Source organism: Labilibacter marinus (genome assembly GCF_001659685.2).
In the GTDB taxonomy this organism is placed as follows: domain Bacteria; phylum Bacteroidota; class Bacteroidia; order Bacteroidales; family Marinilabiliaceae; genus Saccharicrinis; species Saccharicrinis marinus.
In genome coordinates this window covers 67,369-83,447 of the sequence record NZ_LXYE02000019.1, presented here as the reverse complement: position 1 = coordinate 83,447, position 16,079 = coordinate 67,369, and the positions used below count along the sequence as shown (strand labels likewise).

Annotated in this window: 13 protein-coding genes and 1 tRNA gene; 9 read left to right on the top strand and 5 right to left on the bottom strand. The window is 35.5% G+C overall.

Annotated features, from left to right (window positions below; all coding sequences use genetic code 11):
• Window positions 1–180 precede the first annotated feature (180 nt).
• Both A8L32_RS08400 and A8L32_RS08395 read left to right on the top strand, forming a co-directional pair.
• Complete coding sequence (locus A8L32_RS08400; protein ID WP_075590342.1) at window positions 181–1,056, top strand: UDP-2,3-diacylglucosamine diphosphatase; 876 nt, start codon at window positions 181–183, stop codon at window positions 1,054–1,056.
• A gap of 28 nt (window positions 1,057–1,084) precedes the next feature.
• Complete coding sequence (locus A8L32_RS08395) at window positions 1,085–2,098, top strand: glycosyltransferase family protein (protein WP_075590341.1); 1,014 nt, start codon at window positions 1,085–1,087, stop codon at window positions 2,096–2,098.
• 37 nt (window positions 2,099–2,135) lie between these two features.
• Here A8L32_RS08395 and arsC read toward each other — a convergent pair whose 3' ends face one another.
• From arsC to A8L32_RS08375, 4 genes are all read right to left on the bottom strand, one after another.
• Complete coding sequence (gene arsC / locus A8L32_RS08390; protein WP_075590340.1) at window positions 2,136–2,477, bottom strand: arsenate reductase (glutaredoxin); 342 nt, start codon at window positions 2,475–2,477, stop codon at window positions 2,136–2,138.
• A 23-nt stretch (window positions 2,478–2,500) separates the two neighbouring features.
• A protein-coding gene (gene prfB / locus A8L32_RS08385; protein WP_143525041.1) for a peptide chain release factor 2 occupies window positions 2,501–3,596 on the bottom strand; the annotation gives its coding sequence in 2 pieces (ribosomal slippage) (window positions 2,501–3,532 and window positions 3,534–3,596; 1,095 coding nt in all).
• Between the two features lie 42 nt (window positions 3,597–3,638).
• Window positions 3,639–5,006, bottom strand: coding sequence for a S1 family peptidase (locus A8L32_RS08380; protein ID WP_158027214.1), 1,368 nt, complete (start codon window positions 5,004–5,006; stop codon window positions 3,639–3,641).
• 542 nt (window positions 5,007–5,548) lie between these two features.
• Window positions 5,549–5,625: transfer RNA gene (locus A8L32_RS08375), tRNA-His, on the bottom strand.
• 133 nt (window positions 5,626–5,758) lie between these two features.
• Here A8L32_RS08375 and A8L32_RS08370 point away from each other — a divergent pair.
• The 5 genes from A8L32_RS08370 (at window position 5,759) to lon (ending at window position 12,382) form a co-directional block, all read left to right on the top strand.
• Window positions 5,759–6,445: a DNA alkylation repair protein gene (locus A8L32_RS08370; RefSeq protein ID WP_075590337.1), complete on the top strand. Its 687-nt coding sequence runs from the start codon at window positions 5,759–5,761 to the stop codon at window positions 6,443–6,445.
• Between the two features lie 96 nt (window positions 6,446–6,541).
• Complete coding sequence (locus A8L32_RS08365; protein ID WP_075590336.1) at window positions 6,542–8,011, top strand: aminotransferase class V-fold PLP-dependent enzyme; 1,470 nt, start codon at window positions 6,542–6,544, stop codon at window positions 8,009–8,011.
• Window positions 8,012–8,174: 163 nt separating this feature from the next.
• Complete coding sequence (locus tag A8L32_RS08360; RefSeq protein ID WP_075590335.1) at window positions 8,175–9,383, top strand: GNAT family N-acetyltransferase; 1,209 nt, start codon at window positions 8,175–8,177, stop codon at window positions 9,381–9,383.
• A 144-nt stretch (window positions 9,384–9,527) separates the two neighbouring features.
• Window positions 9,528–9,791, top strand: a complete 264-nt coding sequence (locus A8L32_RS08355) for a type B 50S ribosomal protein L31 (protein ID WP_075590334.1) — start codon at window positions 9,528–9,530, stop codon at window positions 9,789–9,791.
• Window positions 9,792–9,958: 167 nt separating this feature from the next.
• Window positions 9,959–12,382 (top strand): endopeptidase La, encoded by a 2,424-nt coding sequence (gene lon / locus A8L32_RS08350; RefSeq protein ID WP_075590458.1) that lies wholly within the window; start codon window positions 9,959–9,961, stop codon window positions 12,380–12,382.
• 81 nt (window positions 12,383–12,463) lie between these two features.
• On the opposite strand, the gene A8L32_RS08345 is transcribed toward lon, so the two are convergent.
• Entirely contained in the window at window positions 12,464–13,270 is an 807-nt protein-coding gene (locus A8L32_RS08345; protein ID WP_075590333.1) for an ADP-ribosylglycohydrolase family protein, read from the bottom strand.
• Between the two features lie 326 nt (window positions 13,271–13,596).
• On the opposite strand from A8L32_RS08345, the gene A8L32_RS08340 reads away from it, so the two are divergent.
• Window positions 13,597–14,715: an AI-2E family transporter gene (locus A8L32_RS08340; protein WP_075590332.1), complete on the top strand. Its 1,119-nt coding sequence runs from the start codon at window positions 13,597–13,599 to the stop codon at window positions 14,713–14,715.
• Window positions 14,716–14,889: 174 nt separating this feature from the next.
• A complete protein-coding gene (locus A8L32_RS08335) occupies window positions 14,890–16,029 on the top strand; it encodes a cytochrome c3 family protein (RefSeq protein WP_075590331.1) in 1,140 nt (379 codons plus the stop codon).
• Window positions 16,030–16,079 lie beyond the last annotated feature (50 nt).

Sequence of the window (16,079 nt, the reverse complement as noted above, 5' to 3'; positions counted from 1 at the left end):
AAAGAAGGAAGGGTTGGGATGAGCTGGTAATCCTGGATGGATCATGTTACTTGGCTTGTTGGTAGCTTAAGGCGGTTTACAGTAAATTAATGTGGCGGATTAATTTACATTTTGTTTGTATTTAGTTGATTAGTAATTCTTATCGCTCAATTACATTTGACCATATAATTGTTGGAGAAAATGAAATTGAATAAAAAAGAGAATGTTAGAAAGGTTGAAGTTGTTGTAGTCTCGGATTTTCACTTAGGGACGCGAAGCTGCAAATCTAAAGAGTTGTTAGGGTATCTAAAATCGATAAAACCAAAGGAGTTATTGTTGAATGGTGATATAATAGATATTTGGCAGTTTTCAAAATCTTATTTCCCTAAAACTCAACTTAAGGTAGTTCGCCAAATCATTAAAATGATGGAGCAGGGTACTAAGGTATCGTACATTGTAGGTAATCATGATGAATCACTGAGGCGTTTTGTTGGGCTTAATTTAGGAAACTTATCTATTGTGAATAAAGTATTGCTGGAAATGGATGGCAAAAAAAGCTGGGTTTTCCATGGTGATGCTTTCGATGTGGTGATGCATCATTCAAAATGGTTAGCCAAGCTAGGAGCTACTGGTTATGCAATGCTAACTGCCATAAATAAGATGGTCAATGGTTTTTTAGCATTGTTTGGTCAACGCAGAATTTCATTATCGCGTGATATAAAAAGAATGGTTAAGACATCTAAGAATACTTCAGTTACAACTCGCTTTGAGAAGACGGTGAGTGATTTGGCCATCAAGAAAGACTATGATTATGCGATTTGTGGGCATATTCATTGGCCAGCTAAAAAAGTTATCCGCAATGAGCGAGGTTCTGTTTTGTATTTAAACTCTGGAGATTGGGTGGAAAACTTAACTGCTTTGGAATATAACGATAAAGAGTGGGATTTGGTCTACTATAATCATGAAGAGCCAACTCGAATTGAGGAGGAGAATGATCTTGCGGATGTGGATTATCTATTAGGTTCGGACAAAATGTTGTTTAAATCCATGTTCAGGGATGTTTTGAGTGATAATTAGAATTCTTTACACCGAGTAATATTTTGCTATGAATATATTATATGCCATACAAGGGACGGGAAATGGTCATGTTGCAAGGGCTTTGGATGTTATACCAATACTTAAAAAATATGGGAATGTAGATATTGCTTTAAGTGGTCACCAGAGCGATATTGTGCTGCCTTGGGAAATTAAATATAGACTTCATGGAGCAGGTTTTGTTTTTGGTAAAAAAGGAGGTGTAGATGTAGTTAAGACATTGAAAAATATAAACCTGTTTAATTTTATAAATGAAATGGTTAGAGTGCCCGTTAGGGACTATGATTTGGTTATTAGTGATTTTGAGCCCGTTATTGCATGGTCTTGTAAATTAAAAGCCAAAGCGTGTATTGGTGTTTCGCATCAATCGGCGGTTCTTCATCCATTGGCTCCAAAGCCAAAAAACAGAAGTTTATTGGGAAAGAATATCTTAAAATATTATGCCCCAACATCATGTAATTACGGCTTTCATTTTAAACCATTCGGAGATGGTTTTTTTGCGCCAGTTATTAGAAAGGATATCAGAGCATTGGAAATAGAAGTGAAGAATCACTTTACCGTATATCTGCCTGCGTATTCCGATGAGGCTATTGTGGCTTTTTTATCACAATATAATCAGGTTGATTGGGAGGTTTTTTCTAAACACAACAAGGAGTCATTTGTACATAAAAATGTTAAGGTAAAGCCAGTAGATAAGGAAGGCTTTGTGAATAGCCTAGCTTCCTCTAAAGGGGTACTGTGTAATGCAGGTTTCGAAACGCCTGCCGAAGCTCTGTTTTTAAAGAAAAAACTTTGTGTGTTACCGATGACTGGCCAGTACGAGCAGCAGTGTAATGCAGCTATGTTGCAATCGATGGGTGTTCCTGTTTACAACACCTTAAGTGAAATAAATGATACGGAGTTTACAGATTGGCTTAGTAGCGATGAAATTATTGAGGTGGATTATCCAGATGATACTAGCTGGATTATTTCATCTATAGTAAAGGCTCATGGTTCAGGTGTGAACGAGGTGCTTTGGGCTTAAAAAATGGAGTGCAGTTATTTTGTGCACTCCAAATTGATTATAATAGTTCGTCAATATTTTCAGCAGGACGACCTATAACAGCCTTATCACCATTGATAATAATAGGGCGTTCGATTAATTTAGGATTCTCGGCCATAGCATTAATTAATTCAGCATCAGAAAAATCATTTCCTTTAATTTCCTTTTTATAGAAATCTTCACCTTTTCTAATTAAATCAATTGGCTTTATATTAAGCTTTTTTATTATTTGCTTGATTTCTTCCGTATTTAAAGGAGTGTCAAGGTACTTAACGATGATAGGAGTTATTCCTTTTTCGCTAAGATACTCAAGTCCTAAGCGACTTTTGGAGCATCTTGGGTTATGTAAGTATGTAATCATGATAATAGTATTTGAATATGTCTTTAATTCTTTTTGCCACCAAATTCCATGAGGTAAGATTTGATGAAGCCGTCTAATTCTCCATCCATCACAGCTTGCACGTTCGATGTTTCAAAACTGGTTCTTAAATCTTTCACCATTTTATAGGGCTGAAAAACATATGAACGTATTTGAGAACCCCATTCAATTTTCATTTTATTGCTCTCAACTTTGTTTTGTTCTTCCATTCGTCTGCGTAATTCTAATTCGTAAAGCTGAGATTTCAGCAAACGCATGGCATTTTCTTTATTTCCTAATTGCGATCTAGATTCGGTGTTCTCGATAATAATTCCAGTCGGTGCATGACGTAAACGAACGCCAGTTTCTACCTTGTTTACATTCTGTCCACCAGCACCACCTGATCGAAATGTTTCCCAGGTTATCTCAGAGGCACTAATTTCAATCTCAATTGTATCGTCAATCAAAGGTGTAACAAAAACGGAAGAGAAAGAAGTCATTCTTTTGTTGGCAGCATTAAATGGAGATAGACGAACAAGTCGGTGTACTCCATTCTCACTTTTCAAATATCCATATGCAAAATCACCTTCCAATTGTAAAGTTACGGTTTTAATACCTGCGTCATCTCCTGCTTGGTAATTGACTTCCTTAATTTTGTATTTGTGTTTCTCGCCCCAGCGTAAATACATACGCATTAGCATTTCTGCCCAATCCTGACTCTCGGTACCTCCAGCGCCAGCATTTATCTTTAAAACAGCCCCTAGCTTATCTTCTTCTCTCTGAAGCATGTTTTTTAACTCCAGGTTCTCTGTCTTTTTTATGGTGTCTTTGAATAATTCGTCAATATCTTCTTGTTCTGCTTCTCCTTCTTTTAAAAAGTCAAATAGCACATTGAGGTCGTCAATTTGAGATTCAATAACTTCAAAATCAATCACCCAAGCTTTTAACTCACGAAGTACTTTCATGTGTTTTTCGGCGGCCTTTGCATCGTTCCAAAAATCTGGAGCTTGCGAGCGCATTTCCTGCTCTTCTATATCAATCTTTTTTCGATCAATGTCAAAGATACCTCCTTAACGCCAGCTGACGTTCCGCTAAATCCTTTAGCTGTTCAATAGTAGTCATGGTAAATTATTTGGGGCAAATTTAGTCTTTTTTACAAAACTTCTAGCGGCCTCTCGAAATTGGTGTTTTGTTGCAATAACGCGACATGTATTTAACCGATTTGTAGTGACCTAACTGGCTGGCTGCATCCCAATCTTCGCAGCACCTGTTTTTCATGCCAAGGTTATAGTGAGCAATGCCTCTATTAAATAGGGCGTGTGTATCATTTCGGTCAATATCTAATGCTTTATCAAAATCAGAAATAGCCTCAAGATAGTCTTCGGTTTGTATTCGTAAAGTGCCTCTTATTGAATAGGCGCCAGGTAAAAAATTGTTTAATTCAATCGCCTTGCTAATGTCTTCCATAGCTGTGCTATTGTTGTCAAGGTATTGGATTAGTAATCGACTTCGCTCATAATATCCTTTGGCATATAAAGGGGTTGTTTTGATGGCCTGATCGAAGCATTTTTTAGCTGTTTCAACATCGTTTCTGAGTTTTACAGCAAGCAAGCCAAACTCTATTAAAGCTGGAGAGTAATATTCGTTTTGCTCAATGCTGGCAATAAGACTTACGAATGCTTTGTTGTCCTCGTTTTTCTCTAGATGATTTAAGGCCTCGAAATACGAAACTAAAAAGTGTTTAGGTTCGTTTTGATTGACATATTCAAAGTCCAATTTCATGCCCATAAAGTTTTCGTATTGCCTTCGAGCTTCTCCTCTTAAAATATAAGCTTTAAGATTAGATGAATCACTTTTTATCTGGAAGGAAAATTTTTTAGCCGACTCTACCCAGTCCGTGTTCATAAAGCTAGAAATACCTTCGAGCATGTATGGGTATAATACATGTTTATGTTTGGTTTTTAGCGTTTTCTTCCAGTCAGACTCTTTGCTAAAGTTTATCCATAAACTATCGTTTAATATATGTGTGCTTAAAAAATGACGCATACGTCCCTTGTTGATGTAATTGGCAATTCCAACTAAATCACCATCGCTATTGATGACGGGAGCGCCTGCGCTTTGTGGTCCGTAGTTGGCATTGATCTGAGTCATTCTGTCTAAGTAAGGGGCTTGGTGTATTTTTGTAACAGTGCCTAGACTTAAGCCTCCCTCTGTTTCTTCTGGGTTACTGATAATTAATACTTCATTGTTGTCTCTTTCTGTTTTTTGAGAAGGAATGATATATTCAAAACCTTTTTGTCGATGGTCGATGGCTTTAAACATCGTGAGGTTGGCTAATTTATGTACAGAGAGGATTTTTCCTACTTTGTAATCTCGGCCATTTCTTAGGGTTATTGCTATGGAATCGGGATTCAATAATACATTTGCAGGGGCAATTCCTATGCCGTCGCTGCTGATAAAAAAACCTGTTCGTGAGGCAATTAAGTTTTCGTTTTTATCGTACGATGAAATGGTAAAAACAGCCTTCTCCATGCGCTCAATTTTATTCATTACATTTTGAGCACTTAATTTGGTGCCAAAAAGTAATACCAACAAACAACATATGAGCTGATAAGGGTATTGTCGCATATTAATATAGTTACGGCTCAATTTAATTGAGTTTTTAAAGGCTTACCTTGTAAAAGTAGTTAAATTCTATAAGTGGGGCAATATACGAAAATAGATAATTAGAGAGATTCAAATAGAATTGCAATGGTCAATAAAAATAAGGTGTTGGCAAAAAAAAATAGGTAGCATACTTGCTACCTAAAATCTTGTCACGGGCCAGTTGTGTAATCAATGCCGATACAATTCTTATCTGCAAGCAAATGTATGGCGCTTTTAGGAGGAAGTCAATGGTAAAAATTAAAAATCTATATTTTTATAAGTGTTGTAATTACTAAAAGGAAAATAATAAGAGCTTTTGTATAGGGGAATTAGGGAGTAACTGTGTAGTGCTCAATTTTTAAAATAAATTATAGCTAGCTGTTAAAAAAAAACGCAAGTATCATTTTATTAGATACTTGCGTTTTGAATGGGGTGAAAGACCGGGATCGAACCGGCGACCTCTGGAACCACAATCCAGCGCTCTAACCAACTGAGCTACAATCACCATTTTTGCTAAAAGCGATGCAAAGATAACATTAAAAAAACTAGACTTGCAAGTGTTTTCTTCAAAAAAAATAGAATAAATTGCGCAAGAAAATGATTTGTTATTGAAATTGAAGTAATTAAAAGAATAAAAAATGAAGTTTTATTTGCAAGATAATACTGCTGATAAGGTGGATGATATAATTAAGCGTTTAAATAAGTTGATGGATGGAGATGTTTCTTCCCAAATGAAGGATCATGGGATAGAGTATCGTTTAAACTATGGAGCTAGTATAGTTTGGTTACGTAGTTTGGCCAAAAAGTATAGGTATGATAATGAGTTAGCAGATAGACTTTGGCAAAGAGACATTAGAGAAACGATGATTTTGGCTTCTATGGTGGCAGATTCGAGTTTTGATATAAATGCGATGCTTGAAGAGTGGTCGGTACTGATTGATAGCAATGAGATTTCAGAACAACTAGGTGTAAATCTTTTGTGGCGTATTGATAATGTAGAGTTGCTCTGCCGAAGATGGTTGAAGGATTCGAACAAATATAAAAATGCAGCAGCATGGGTAGGTTTAGCTGTGTTTATGCAAAAAGGTAATGCTCTAGACGAAGGCGATTTAGATTCATATTTTAAGCTAATAAAGCAAAGTTTTTCTTCAACAGGCAAGTTTACTTTAAGGGTACAAGGGCGTTTTTTAAGGCAGTTGTGTCGTAAATCAAATGACTTGTTGTTACGTGTTGAACAGTTTATTAATGAGGTGTCTGATCAACCTAATTGTGCTTGGTTGGTTGAGGATGTAAAAACTGAACTTGATTTTATGAAACATTCCTAACTTATCATTCTAGTATTATTTATCTTGAGATAATATAAATCAGTTTTTATTTGGGCAGGGCTCTATATCTTTAGCCCAAATTATACTGTAGATGTTATGCTGAAGCACGAATCTTATTTTAAAAAGTATCGAGAGAATACGATTGGTTATAATACCCAAATTGAGACTCCTCTGGGAATGAAACCTTTATTGTATGCCGATTGGATTGCTAGTGGAAGGCTTTATGGTCCTATCGAGGATATTTTAAAAGATAAAATTGGTCCAATGGTGGCAAATACACATTCCGAATCAAGCGATACAGGAATGATTATAACCAATATCTATAAGCAGTCTCATCAAATTATCAAGTCTCATGTAAATGCTTCTGATGAAGATATAATTATTACAGCAGGTTCAGGTATGACCTCTGTTGTAAATAAACTTCAACGTATTCTAGGCATGAGAGTCCCGGAACAGGCACAGCAATATTATCATATGCCTCCAGAAAATCGACCTGTTATTTTTATAACTCATATGGAGCATCACTCCAACCATACATCATGGTTAGAATCAAATGCAGATGTGGTGGTTATTGAGCCAACGGATGATTTATTAGTGGATCCAGAATTGTTAAGAAGAGAAATTGTTAAGTACGAGAATCGAACGCTTAAGATTGGTGCTTTCTCAGCTTGTTCCAACGTAACGGGAATTGAAGTTCCGTATTACGATTTAGCAAAAGTAATGCATGAACATGGCGGTTTTTGTTTTGTAGACTTTGCTGCGTCGGCTCCATATGTAAATATCGATATGCATCCATCCGATCCTTTAATGAGTCTTGATGCTATATATTTTTCTCCCCATAAATTTTTAGGTGGACCAGGAAGTTCAGGAGTGTTGGTATTTAATCAATCTATATATCACAATCATTCGCCAGATAATTCAGGGGGAGGTACGGTTGATTGGACCAATAGGTGGGGTAAGTATAGATATATTGATGATATTGAAGCCCGTGAAGATGGAGGTACGCCTGGGTTTTTACAATCCATAAAAGCGGCGCTATGTGTTCGTTTAAAAGAAGAGATGGATGCGCAAAAGATAATTGAACGTGAGTCGGATCAGGTAGCTAAAATATTAAAGGCCTTTAGAGCAATTCCAGGCATGAATATTTTGGCCGATAATATGGATGATAGAATAGCTGCGATTTCCTTTTATTTAGATGGTATCCACTTTAACCTTGTGGTGCGATTGCTGAATGATTTTTTTGGTATCCAGGTGAGAGGAGGTTGTTCTTGTGCAGGTACCTATGGTCATTATTTACTGCATGTAGATTATTATACATCTAATAAAATAACCAGCAAAATTAATAAAGGCGACTTGTCAGAAAAACCTGGTTGGGTTAGGTTATCCGTGCATCCTACAACTTCGGAAGAGGAGATTGATTATATAATTGATGCCGTGCGTCAGGTAGCTGAAAATGCTCATGAGTGGGAAAAAGATTACAAATACGTTGCGGCTAAAAATGAATACTTTCATAAGAGTTCGGAGATAAAAGGCCCATCAAATTACGATTCATGGTATAAATTCTAGATTTCATCTATATTGACCTTTTGTTAGAAACGCATTTTTTATAGCTTTACACAAGTAAGTAAAAACTCTTCTCTTACTTCATCGCTTATATTTTTAATAGTATGAAGACTCAAAGTGTAGTTGGTTCCTTTTACTTATATCATAAAAAATAGCTTACTGTAATATGGAAATCATTGTAGTTGATGATAAGACATCACATTTCGATTTTTTAAATCTGGTTGATAAAATATATAAAAGTGATGAGCACTATGTTCGCCCATTAGATAAGGATATAAGTAATATATTTAATCCGAAAAAGAACATTTATTTTAAGTTTGGCGATGCTGTTCGATTTCTGTTAAAGGATGATAGTGGAGAAATATTGGGTCGAATAGCAGCTTTTGTTAATGAAAAGAAAGCTTATGGTTTTGATCAACCTACTGGAGGCCTTGGCTTTTTTGAATGTGTTAACGATAAAGCTGCGGCATTTCTATTATTTGATAAGGCGGTTGAATGGCTTAAGTCAAAAGGAATGGAGGCGGCAGATGGTCCAATAAATTTTGGTGAAAATGATAATTTTTGGGGCTTGTTAGTCGAGGGCTTTGATGATTCGCCCACCTACGGAATGCAGTATAATCCATCTTACTATCAGTCCTTTTACGAAGCTTATGGTTTTGAAAACTATTTTGAGCAAGTCACTAATCGTTTAGATTTAAAGAAGCCTTTTCCTGCTCGTTTTTGGAAAATTGCAGAATGGATTGGAAAAAAGCCTGATTATGAATTTAAGTATTTTAGGTGGACCCAAAAAGATAAGTTTATAGAAGATATGGTGGAAGTTTATAATGAGGCTTGGAAGTTTCATGAGAATTTTACACCATTAACCAAAGAGAAGGTAGAGCCATCTTTTATGCAAGCAAAACCTATTGCTATAGAAGAATTGTTGTGGTACGCCTATTATAAGGGAGAGCCGATTGGTTTTATTTTAATGTACCCTGATGTTAATCAGATTTTCAAGCACTTTAATGGTAAGCTTGGATTAGCAAATAAGTTGCGGTTTTTGTGGCTGAAACGAAAAAATGTAATGACACGTTTACGCGTGGTTGTTTTGGGAGTTAAACCAAAGTTTCAGAAGTCGGGTGTTGAATCGGGGTTGTTTTATCATTTGCGCGACCATGTTTTTTCGCGAACCTGGTTGGAGGAGATGGAGTTGTCGTGGGTAGGAGATTTTAATCCTAAAATGAGGGCGCTGCAAGATTCAATGGGTGCTGAATTTAGTAAAAGACACATAACGTACCGTTTGATATTTGATCCGGCCAAAAGAAAAAATGTGAGAGCTTCATCAATTCCACGTGATTCTAAGGAGAGTTTAAAGAAGTCAGATGTTAATAGCTAGATAGTGAAACTGTGCTAAGAGTAAGCGTATGAGCTAATGAGCTGAGTATTTTATTTCAAATAAATACTTTTTATTTTGCACATTTAAGATTTATATTTACCTTTGCAGTCCGTTAAGAAATTTGAATATTAAAGAGATAGTACAATGAAAAAGGAAATTCATCCGGATAATTATCGCTTGGTTGCTTTCAAAGATATGTCAAACGAGGAAACTTTTATTACTCGTTCTACAGCAAATGCCAAGGATACAATTGAAATCGACGGAGTAGAGTATCCATTGGTGAAACTTGAGATCTCAAACACATCTCACCCTTTTTATACTGGTAAGATGAAACTTGTTGATACTGCAGGACGTGTTGATAAGTTTAGAAATAGATATCAAAAGCACATGGATGGCAAAAAAAAATAAGCTCTTAGTAGCTTAACTTTGTAAAGCTTCGGTATAACCGGAGCTTTTTTTTTACACCAAATTCTGGTAGTAACCGTGTTTGGCATAGCTATTGACTAATAGAGGAGACGTGTTTTGTTGTGCATGAATGTGACAGTTTGACACGGTTCTATACTTATGTTATGATTATGAATGATATTAAAATCTCAATTGATAGTTTTGGATTAAATGAAGGGTACGATTCTGATGCGGAGTATATTCCAATTGTATCAGATGAGGACGAATCAGAAGTTGCTGATTTTGAGATGCCTGATGAATTGCCCATCCTACCATTACGAAATACAGTTTTATTTCCAGGAGTAATTGCTCCTATATCTTTAGGAAGAGAAAAGTCTCTGAAGTTAGTAAAGGAAGTTCAGAAAAACGGAGGTTTTTTTGGAACGATAGCGCAAAAGGAAGTTGAAGTTGAAGAGCCTTCGCTGGATGACTTATATAAAGTGGGTACTGTTGCTAAGGTAATAAAAGTACTAGAGATGCCTGATGGATCTACTTCTGCAATTATTCAGGGAAAAGCCAGATTTAAATTAGAGGAGCTGACAGAAACGGAACCTTACCTAAAAGCTAAGGTGAGTCAATTGCTAGATGTAACGCCAGATAGCGATGAGTCTCGTGATTACGAAGCTTTAGTGAGCTCGTTAAAAGACCTGTCGCTTAGGATAATTAAGTATTCTTCTAATCTTCCACCAGAGGCATCGTTTGCAGTAAAGAATATAGAAAGCTCAACTTTTTTAATCAATTTTATTTGCTCTAATACAGAGATCTCCGTAAAAGAAAAGCAAGGCCTTTTGCGTATTGATGAGCTTAAAGCTAGAGGTATGAAGTTATTGGAGCATTTGACCCGTGAGGTGCAATTGCTTGAGCTTAAGAATGACATCCAGAGTAAGGTTAAGCTGGACATTGATCAGCAACAACGTGAATATATGCTTCATCAGCAGATGAAGACGATTCAGGATGAGTTAGGGTCTAGCCCTATTGAGCAGGAAGTTAGAGAGCTAAAAGAGAAGGCTGAAAAAAAGAAGTGGGGTAAGGAAGTTGCTGACCTATTTTTTAAAGAAGTTGATAAGCTGGAACGATTAAATCCGGCTACAGGAGAGTATTCGGTACAATATAATTACTTACAAACTTTGCTTGACCTACCTTGGAATGAGTATACTGAGGATAAGTTTGATATGGTTTCAGCTGAAGAAATTTTAGATAGAGATCATTTTGGATTAGATGGGGTAAAGGAGCGTATTTTAGAGCATCTAGCAGTGCTAAAGCTTAAAGGTGATTTAAAATCACCTATCATCTGTTTATACGGCCCTCCAGGAGTAGGTAAAACTTCCTTAGGTAAATCGGTTGCAGATGCACTTGATCGTAAATATGCCAGAATGTCACTGGGTGGAGTTCATGACGAATCTGAAATCAGGGGGCATAGAAAAACATACATAGGTGCTATGCCAGGACGTATCATTCAAAACGTAAAAAAAGCGGGTAGTTCAAACCCTGTTTTTATTTTGGATGAAATAGATAAAATCGGAAGTAGCAACCATGGAGATCCTGCTGCTGCTTTATTGGAAGTGTTGGACCCAGAACAAAACGAGAACTTTCACGACAATTTTCTTGAGGTAGATTACGATTTATCTAAGGTGATATTTATTGCTACTGCTAACACTTTAAGCACCATTTCTCAACCATTATTGGATAGAATGGAGTTGATTGAAGTGAGTGGATATATTTTGGATGAGAAAACAGAAATAGCTAAGCGTCATCTATGGCCTAAGCAATTGGAAAATCACGGTATTCCTAAAAGTAAGCTGACGCTTTCTAAAAAAACTATGAGCTTCATTGTAGAGAATTATACACGTGAGTCGGGAGTTAGGGAATTGAATAAAAACTTGGCTAAATTAGCGCGTAAATACGCATTAAAAATAGCTACGGATAAAGAGTTTAAAAAAGCGATCTCTATTGATGACATAAAAGAGAATTTGGGTATTGAAAAATTCTCGAAGGAGAAATGGCAAGATCTTCATGTACCAGGAGTTGTTACCGGTTTAGCTTGGACAGCAGTAGGTGGAGAAATTTTATTTATTGAATCGAGTACATCAAAAGGTAATGGCAAGCTTACTTTAACAGGTAATCTTGGTGATGTAATGAAAGAATCTGCGGTATTAGCTTTGGAATATATTAAATCTAATTGCAAAAATTTTGGAATTGATGCGAAGATGTTTGATGAAAACAACATTCATGTGCATGTGCCAGAAGGTGCTATTCCTAAGGACGGACCCTCGGCAGGTATTACGATGGCCACAGCTTTAGTTTCTACTTTTACCGGTAGAAAAGTAAAAAAGCGAATTGCTATGACTGGTGAAATTACGCTAAGAGGAAAGGTGTTACCAGTTGGAGGAATAAAAGAGAAAATATTGGCCGCGAAAAGAGCTGGAATTAAGGAGATTGTTCTTTCTAAAACGAATATGAAGGATGTTTCCGAGATTAAGGATATTTATATTGAAGGTTTAGATTTTCATTATGTGGATAATATAAAAGAAGTACTCGACGTTGCAATAATGTAGAGACAATCTTATAAAACAAAAGAGGCCTGAAGTATTTTACTCTTCAGGCCTTTTTGTTATTCTGAAATATCAGAATATGATTTAATGTAAGTTGATAAGTATTTCTTTATTTTCATCTGTTGTTTGAAGATAAACATCCTCAAAGGAATCTATGATTCTTTGCATTTCAGGTGTTAATCTATTTAAGGCCCTTCGGATAATACTTCTCGGTATATGCTTATAATAAGCATGCGCAATTCCTCCAGTTATACTCGCAATAGTATTGCTCGGCCCACCAATAGAAATAGCTTTTCTAATGGCATCTTCGAAATTGTCTGAGTTAATAAAAATGCTTATAGCAATGGGTGCTGGAGACGTTAAATTTGGGTCAATCACTTGGTCGTGAAGCTCCGTTAACGAATGACTTAAATTGTAGTTGAAATTCTCGCTAATGTAATCGCTAATTTCTTGTTTGTTTTTACCGTTTTTAGCCAAAAAAATTGCTGCAGTTACAGCTTTGGATGCTTTAATTTTTTCTGGATTGTTATGTGTTAAATAAGTTGTTTCTTCAGCTTTAATAAGCGCTTCTTCCAAGGTTTTTGCAGCTAAACCAATGGGACTTATTCTTCTGGCTGCACCATCTCCACTACTAAAATATGGTTTTGGTGAATTTGAATCGACCCAGTCTATAAAATTACTTCTGTATCCTGCATAGGGATATTTTTTCACCCATTTTTTTAAGCTCTCTTCAAAACTTATTTGGTTCGAAATAGAATCTGCTGTTGATAAAGTAAGAATGGTGTCGTGAGTAAAAGAGGAGATGGGTTTAAATAATTGAAAATCGGTCGACGATTTGTTGTCATTAACAAATGCCGACCCAATTATATCTCCGATAATTGCTCCTTTCATTTTGCTTGGGATTTTGGTTGTTTAATAAAATGTTGTTCTAATGGTACTGTAAATGTAAGTTTTTATCTCGATAAATGTTAAAAAATATTAAACAAAAAAATTTAATTTAGTAGTTTGACCATTAATTTAAAATGTTCTGCTCTTTATTTTTGTAAACTTTCAAACACTTTAATTCACTAAAGTATTGTTGATTAATCTAATTCGGACTTGATGTTGACATTTCTTTTAATTAAATTTAAGAAGGGTTAGTTTTTCATATCTACATAAGTAAATGCTATATGTTAATAAGAGAAATGACCAATTAATATATAGGAATAGGAAGATTTATGAAGGAAAATTTAAAATACCTAATAGGATTTATAGCGGTGGTAATCGGATTATACTTGTTATGGTATTTTAAAGCAATTGTCTTTTTTATATTTTTATCTGCAATCTTGTCTTTGGTTACTCGTCCGTTGTTTAATTTTTTTAATGGTGAGCGTAAAACCAAAGTAAAACGTAAGGTTTTTTTATCTAAAGGTTGGAGTGCATTAGCAACAGTACTCCTAATATGGATAATGATTTTGGGTTTTATTAGTTATGTAGTTCCGTTTGTTGTTGAAGAAATTCAGTTCCTGTCTAAGGTGGATTTTTATTTAATGCTGGAAAGGCTAGAAGGAATCACCAACCCTATGATTACTCCTATTCAGGATTCTATTATTGGTAATGTTGGTTTGCCCATGCTAAAGGAGCAGATCAATGATTTTTTAGTATCTATTTTTGATATTGGTAAGATACAAACCATGCTCTCGTCGGTTGCTGATTTTGTGGGTAGTACTTTTATCGCCCTCTTCTCTATTTCGTTTATCACATTTTTTCTGTTAAAAGATGAATGGCTATTACTTGAAGGCATAAAAATGATGGTTCCCGAAGGTTATTATGTAGGAGTTGATCATATGTTGTGGTCTATTAATCGTTTATTAAGACGTTATTTTATAGGGATCATCATTCAGATTACACTCATATCTATACTTGTAGTTTTGGGTATGTTGATTATAGGATTAGAATTTAGGCATGCTTTAATTATTGGCTTATTTTCTGGAATCATAAATATAATTCCCTACTTAGGACCTATTATTGGAGCTGCTTTTGGCCTATTGGTATCTGTGGTAGTCTATTTGCAGATGGTAGCTCCTCCTGCATTATTTGTTTTTTTAGGTGGTATTGTATTACTGTTTACTTTAGTTCAGTTAGCAGATAATATCTTTTTTCAACCTATTATTTTTTCGTCAAGTGTTAAGGCACACCCTTTAGAGATATTTTTAGTGATCATTATGGCTGGATATATTGCAGGAATGCCTGGAATGTTTTTAGCTATTCCTGTTTACACGATTGTCAGAGTAGTGGCTAAAGAGTTCTTTTCTAAGTATAACCTAGTCCGTAAACTAACGGGAAAGCTTGATTAGGAGCGTAATAATCCTACCGTATTACTATAATAAAATAAAAAAAATGTTAAAAAAGTATGAACATTATTTCTAGTTCTTCCTTATTTAGTGTAGCAAAGACAAATTATTTGTTCTAGAACGTGCGTAGAGAAGGATTGAAGGGATTGGATAAACTGTTAAAAACCTTAATTAAAGATGAATATATTTTCCTTGTTTAAGTCTGTTAATGTCAAGGTTATATGGATGATGTTGTTTTTAGCATTTAATGTTAATAACGTATTTTCATCCGAAAACACTCAGCCATTTAACGAATCGGATGAGTTTAATTTGATGATGGGTGAAAGACTTTATCATGGTTTAGTATCTACAGGTGGTAATAATCCATCTTGTATATCGTGCCATGCAAAGTTTACTGGAGAAGAAATAAATTGGAATCCAACAGCTATGGAAGTTGTTAAGGCTGCAGGAGAGCTGACGGAAGAACAATTTAAGAATGCTGTTAATAGTCCAGAAGATGGATTTATTGCAAAAGTTCACCAAGGTTATAAATTATCCGATGAACAACTGAGTCAAATTCGTTTATACTTAAAACAGCTAGACGTTGAAGGAGTAGGAGAAAAGCCTAAGACTTATCCGCAATTAATGATGTTTTTGCTAGTGGGTGGCATAATGGCCTTAGCATTAGTTGATTTAATCTTCACAAAAAAAATAAGGTACAAAGCCATTCATATTTTAATTATTCTCGGAGGAATTTCGGTTCATTTAAATATGGCATACGTTGAGGCCGCTGAGTTAGGTCGCAGTGAAGGTTATATGCCTGATCAACCCGTTAAGTTTTCGCATCAAGTACATGCAGGTGATAATCAAATAGATTGTAAATATTGTCACTTTACAGCTGAAAAAAGTAAGTCGGCAGGAATACCTGGTACTGGGGTGTGTATGAATTGTCATATGGTAGTTCGCGAAGGAAGTCATTCTGGAAAATCAGAGATTGCTAAAGTGGTACAAAGCTTCGAGGAAGGCAAGGAGATTGAGTGGGTTCGAATTCATAACTTACCAGACCACGTGTTTTTTAGTCATGCTCAGCATGTAAATGCAGGTAAGTTAGATTGTCGAGAATGCCATGGAGCTGTTGAGGAAATGCATATTCTTAAACAGGAAAATGATTTATCTATGGGATGGTGCTTAGACTGTCATAAAAAGACAAATGTTCAGTTTGCAAATGATTATTATTCAATATACGATAAATACCATAATGAACTGTCCGAAGGTGTTCGCGACTCTATTAAAGCAGTTGATATTGGAGCTAATGATTGTATGAAGTGTCACTATTAATCTGGACACTTTAGAGTTAATTTCTGAATGAATCATCATACAAATCGTTT

Excerpts from the sequence above, each read along its gene's own strand:
- A8L32_RS08400 (WP_075590342.1), top strand. The coding sequence starts at position 181 with ATGAAATTGAATAAAAAAGAGAATGTTAGAAAGGTTGAAGTTGTTGTA.
- A8L32_RS08395 (WP_075590341.1), top strand. The coding sequence starts at position 1,085 with ATGAATATATTATATGCCATACAAGGGACGGGAAATGGTCATGTTGCA.
- arsC (WP_075590340.1), bottom strand. The coding sequence starts at position 2,477 with ATGATTACATACTTACATAACCCAAGATGCTCCAAAAGTCGCTTAGGA.
- A8L32_RS08380 (WP_158027214.1), bottom strand. The coding sequence starts at position 5,006 with ATGGAGAAGGCTGTTTTTACCATTTCATCGTACGATAAAAACGAAAAC.
- A8L32_RS08370 (WP_075590337.1), top strand. The coding sequence starts at position 5,759 with ATGAAGTTTTATTTGCAAGATAATACTGCTGATAAGGTGGATGATATA.
- A8L32_RS08365 (WP_075590336.1), top strand. The coding sequence starts at position 6,542 with ATGCTGAAGCACGAATCTTATTTTAAAAAGTATCGAGAGAATACGATT.
- A8L32_RS08360 (WP_075590335.1), top strand. The coding sequence starts at position 8,175 with ATGGAAATCATTGTAGTTGATGATAAGACATCACATTTCGATTTTTTA.
- A8L32_RS08355 (WP_075590334.1), top strand. The coding sequence starts at position 9,528 with ATGAAAAAGGAAATTCATCCGGATAATTATCGCTTGGTTGCTTTCAAA.
- lon (WP_075590458.1), top strand. The coding sequence starts at position 9,959 with ATGAATGATATTAAAATCTCAATTGATAGTTTTGGATTAAATGAAGGG.
- A8L32_RS08345 (WP_075590333.1), bottom strand. The coding sequence starts at position 13,270 with ATGAAAGGAGCAATTATCGGAGATATAATTGGGTCGGCATTTGTTAAT.
- A8L32_RS08340 (WP_075590332.1), top strand. The coding sequence starts at position 13,597 with ATGAAGGAAAATTTAAAATACCTAATAGGATTTATAGCGGTGGTAATC.
- A8L32_RS08335 (WP_075590331.1), top strand. The coding sequence starts at position 14,890 with ATGAATATATTTTCCTTGTTTAAGTCTGTTAATGTCAAGGTTATATGG.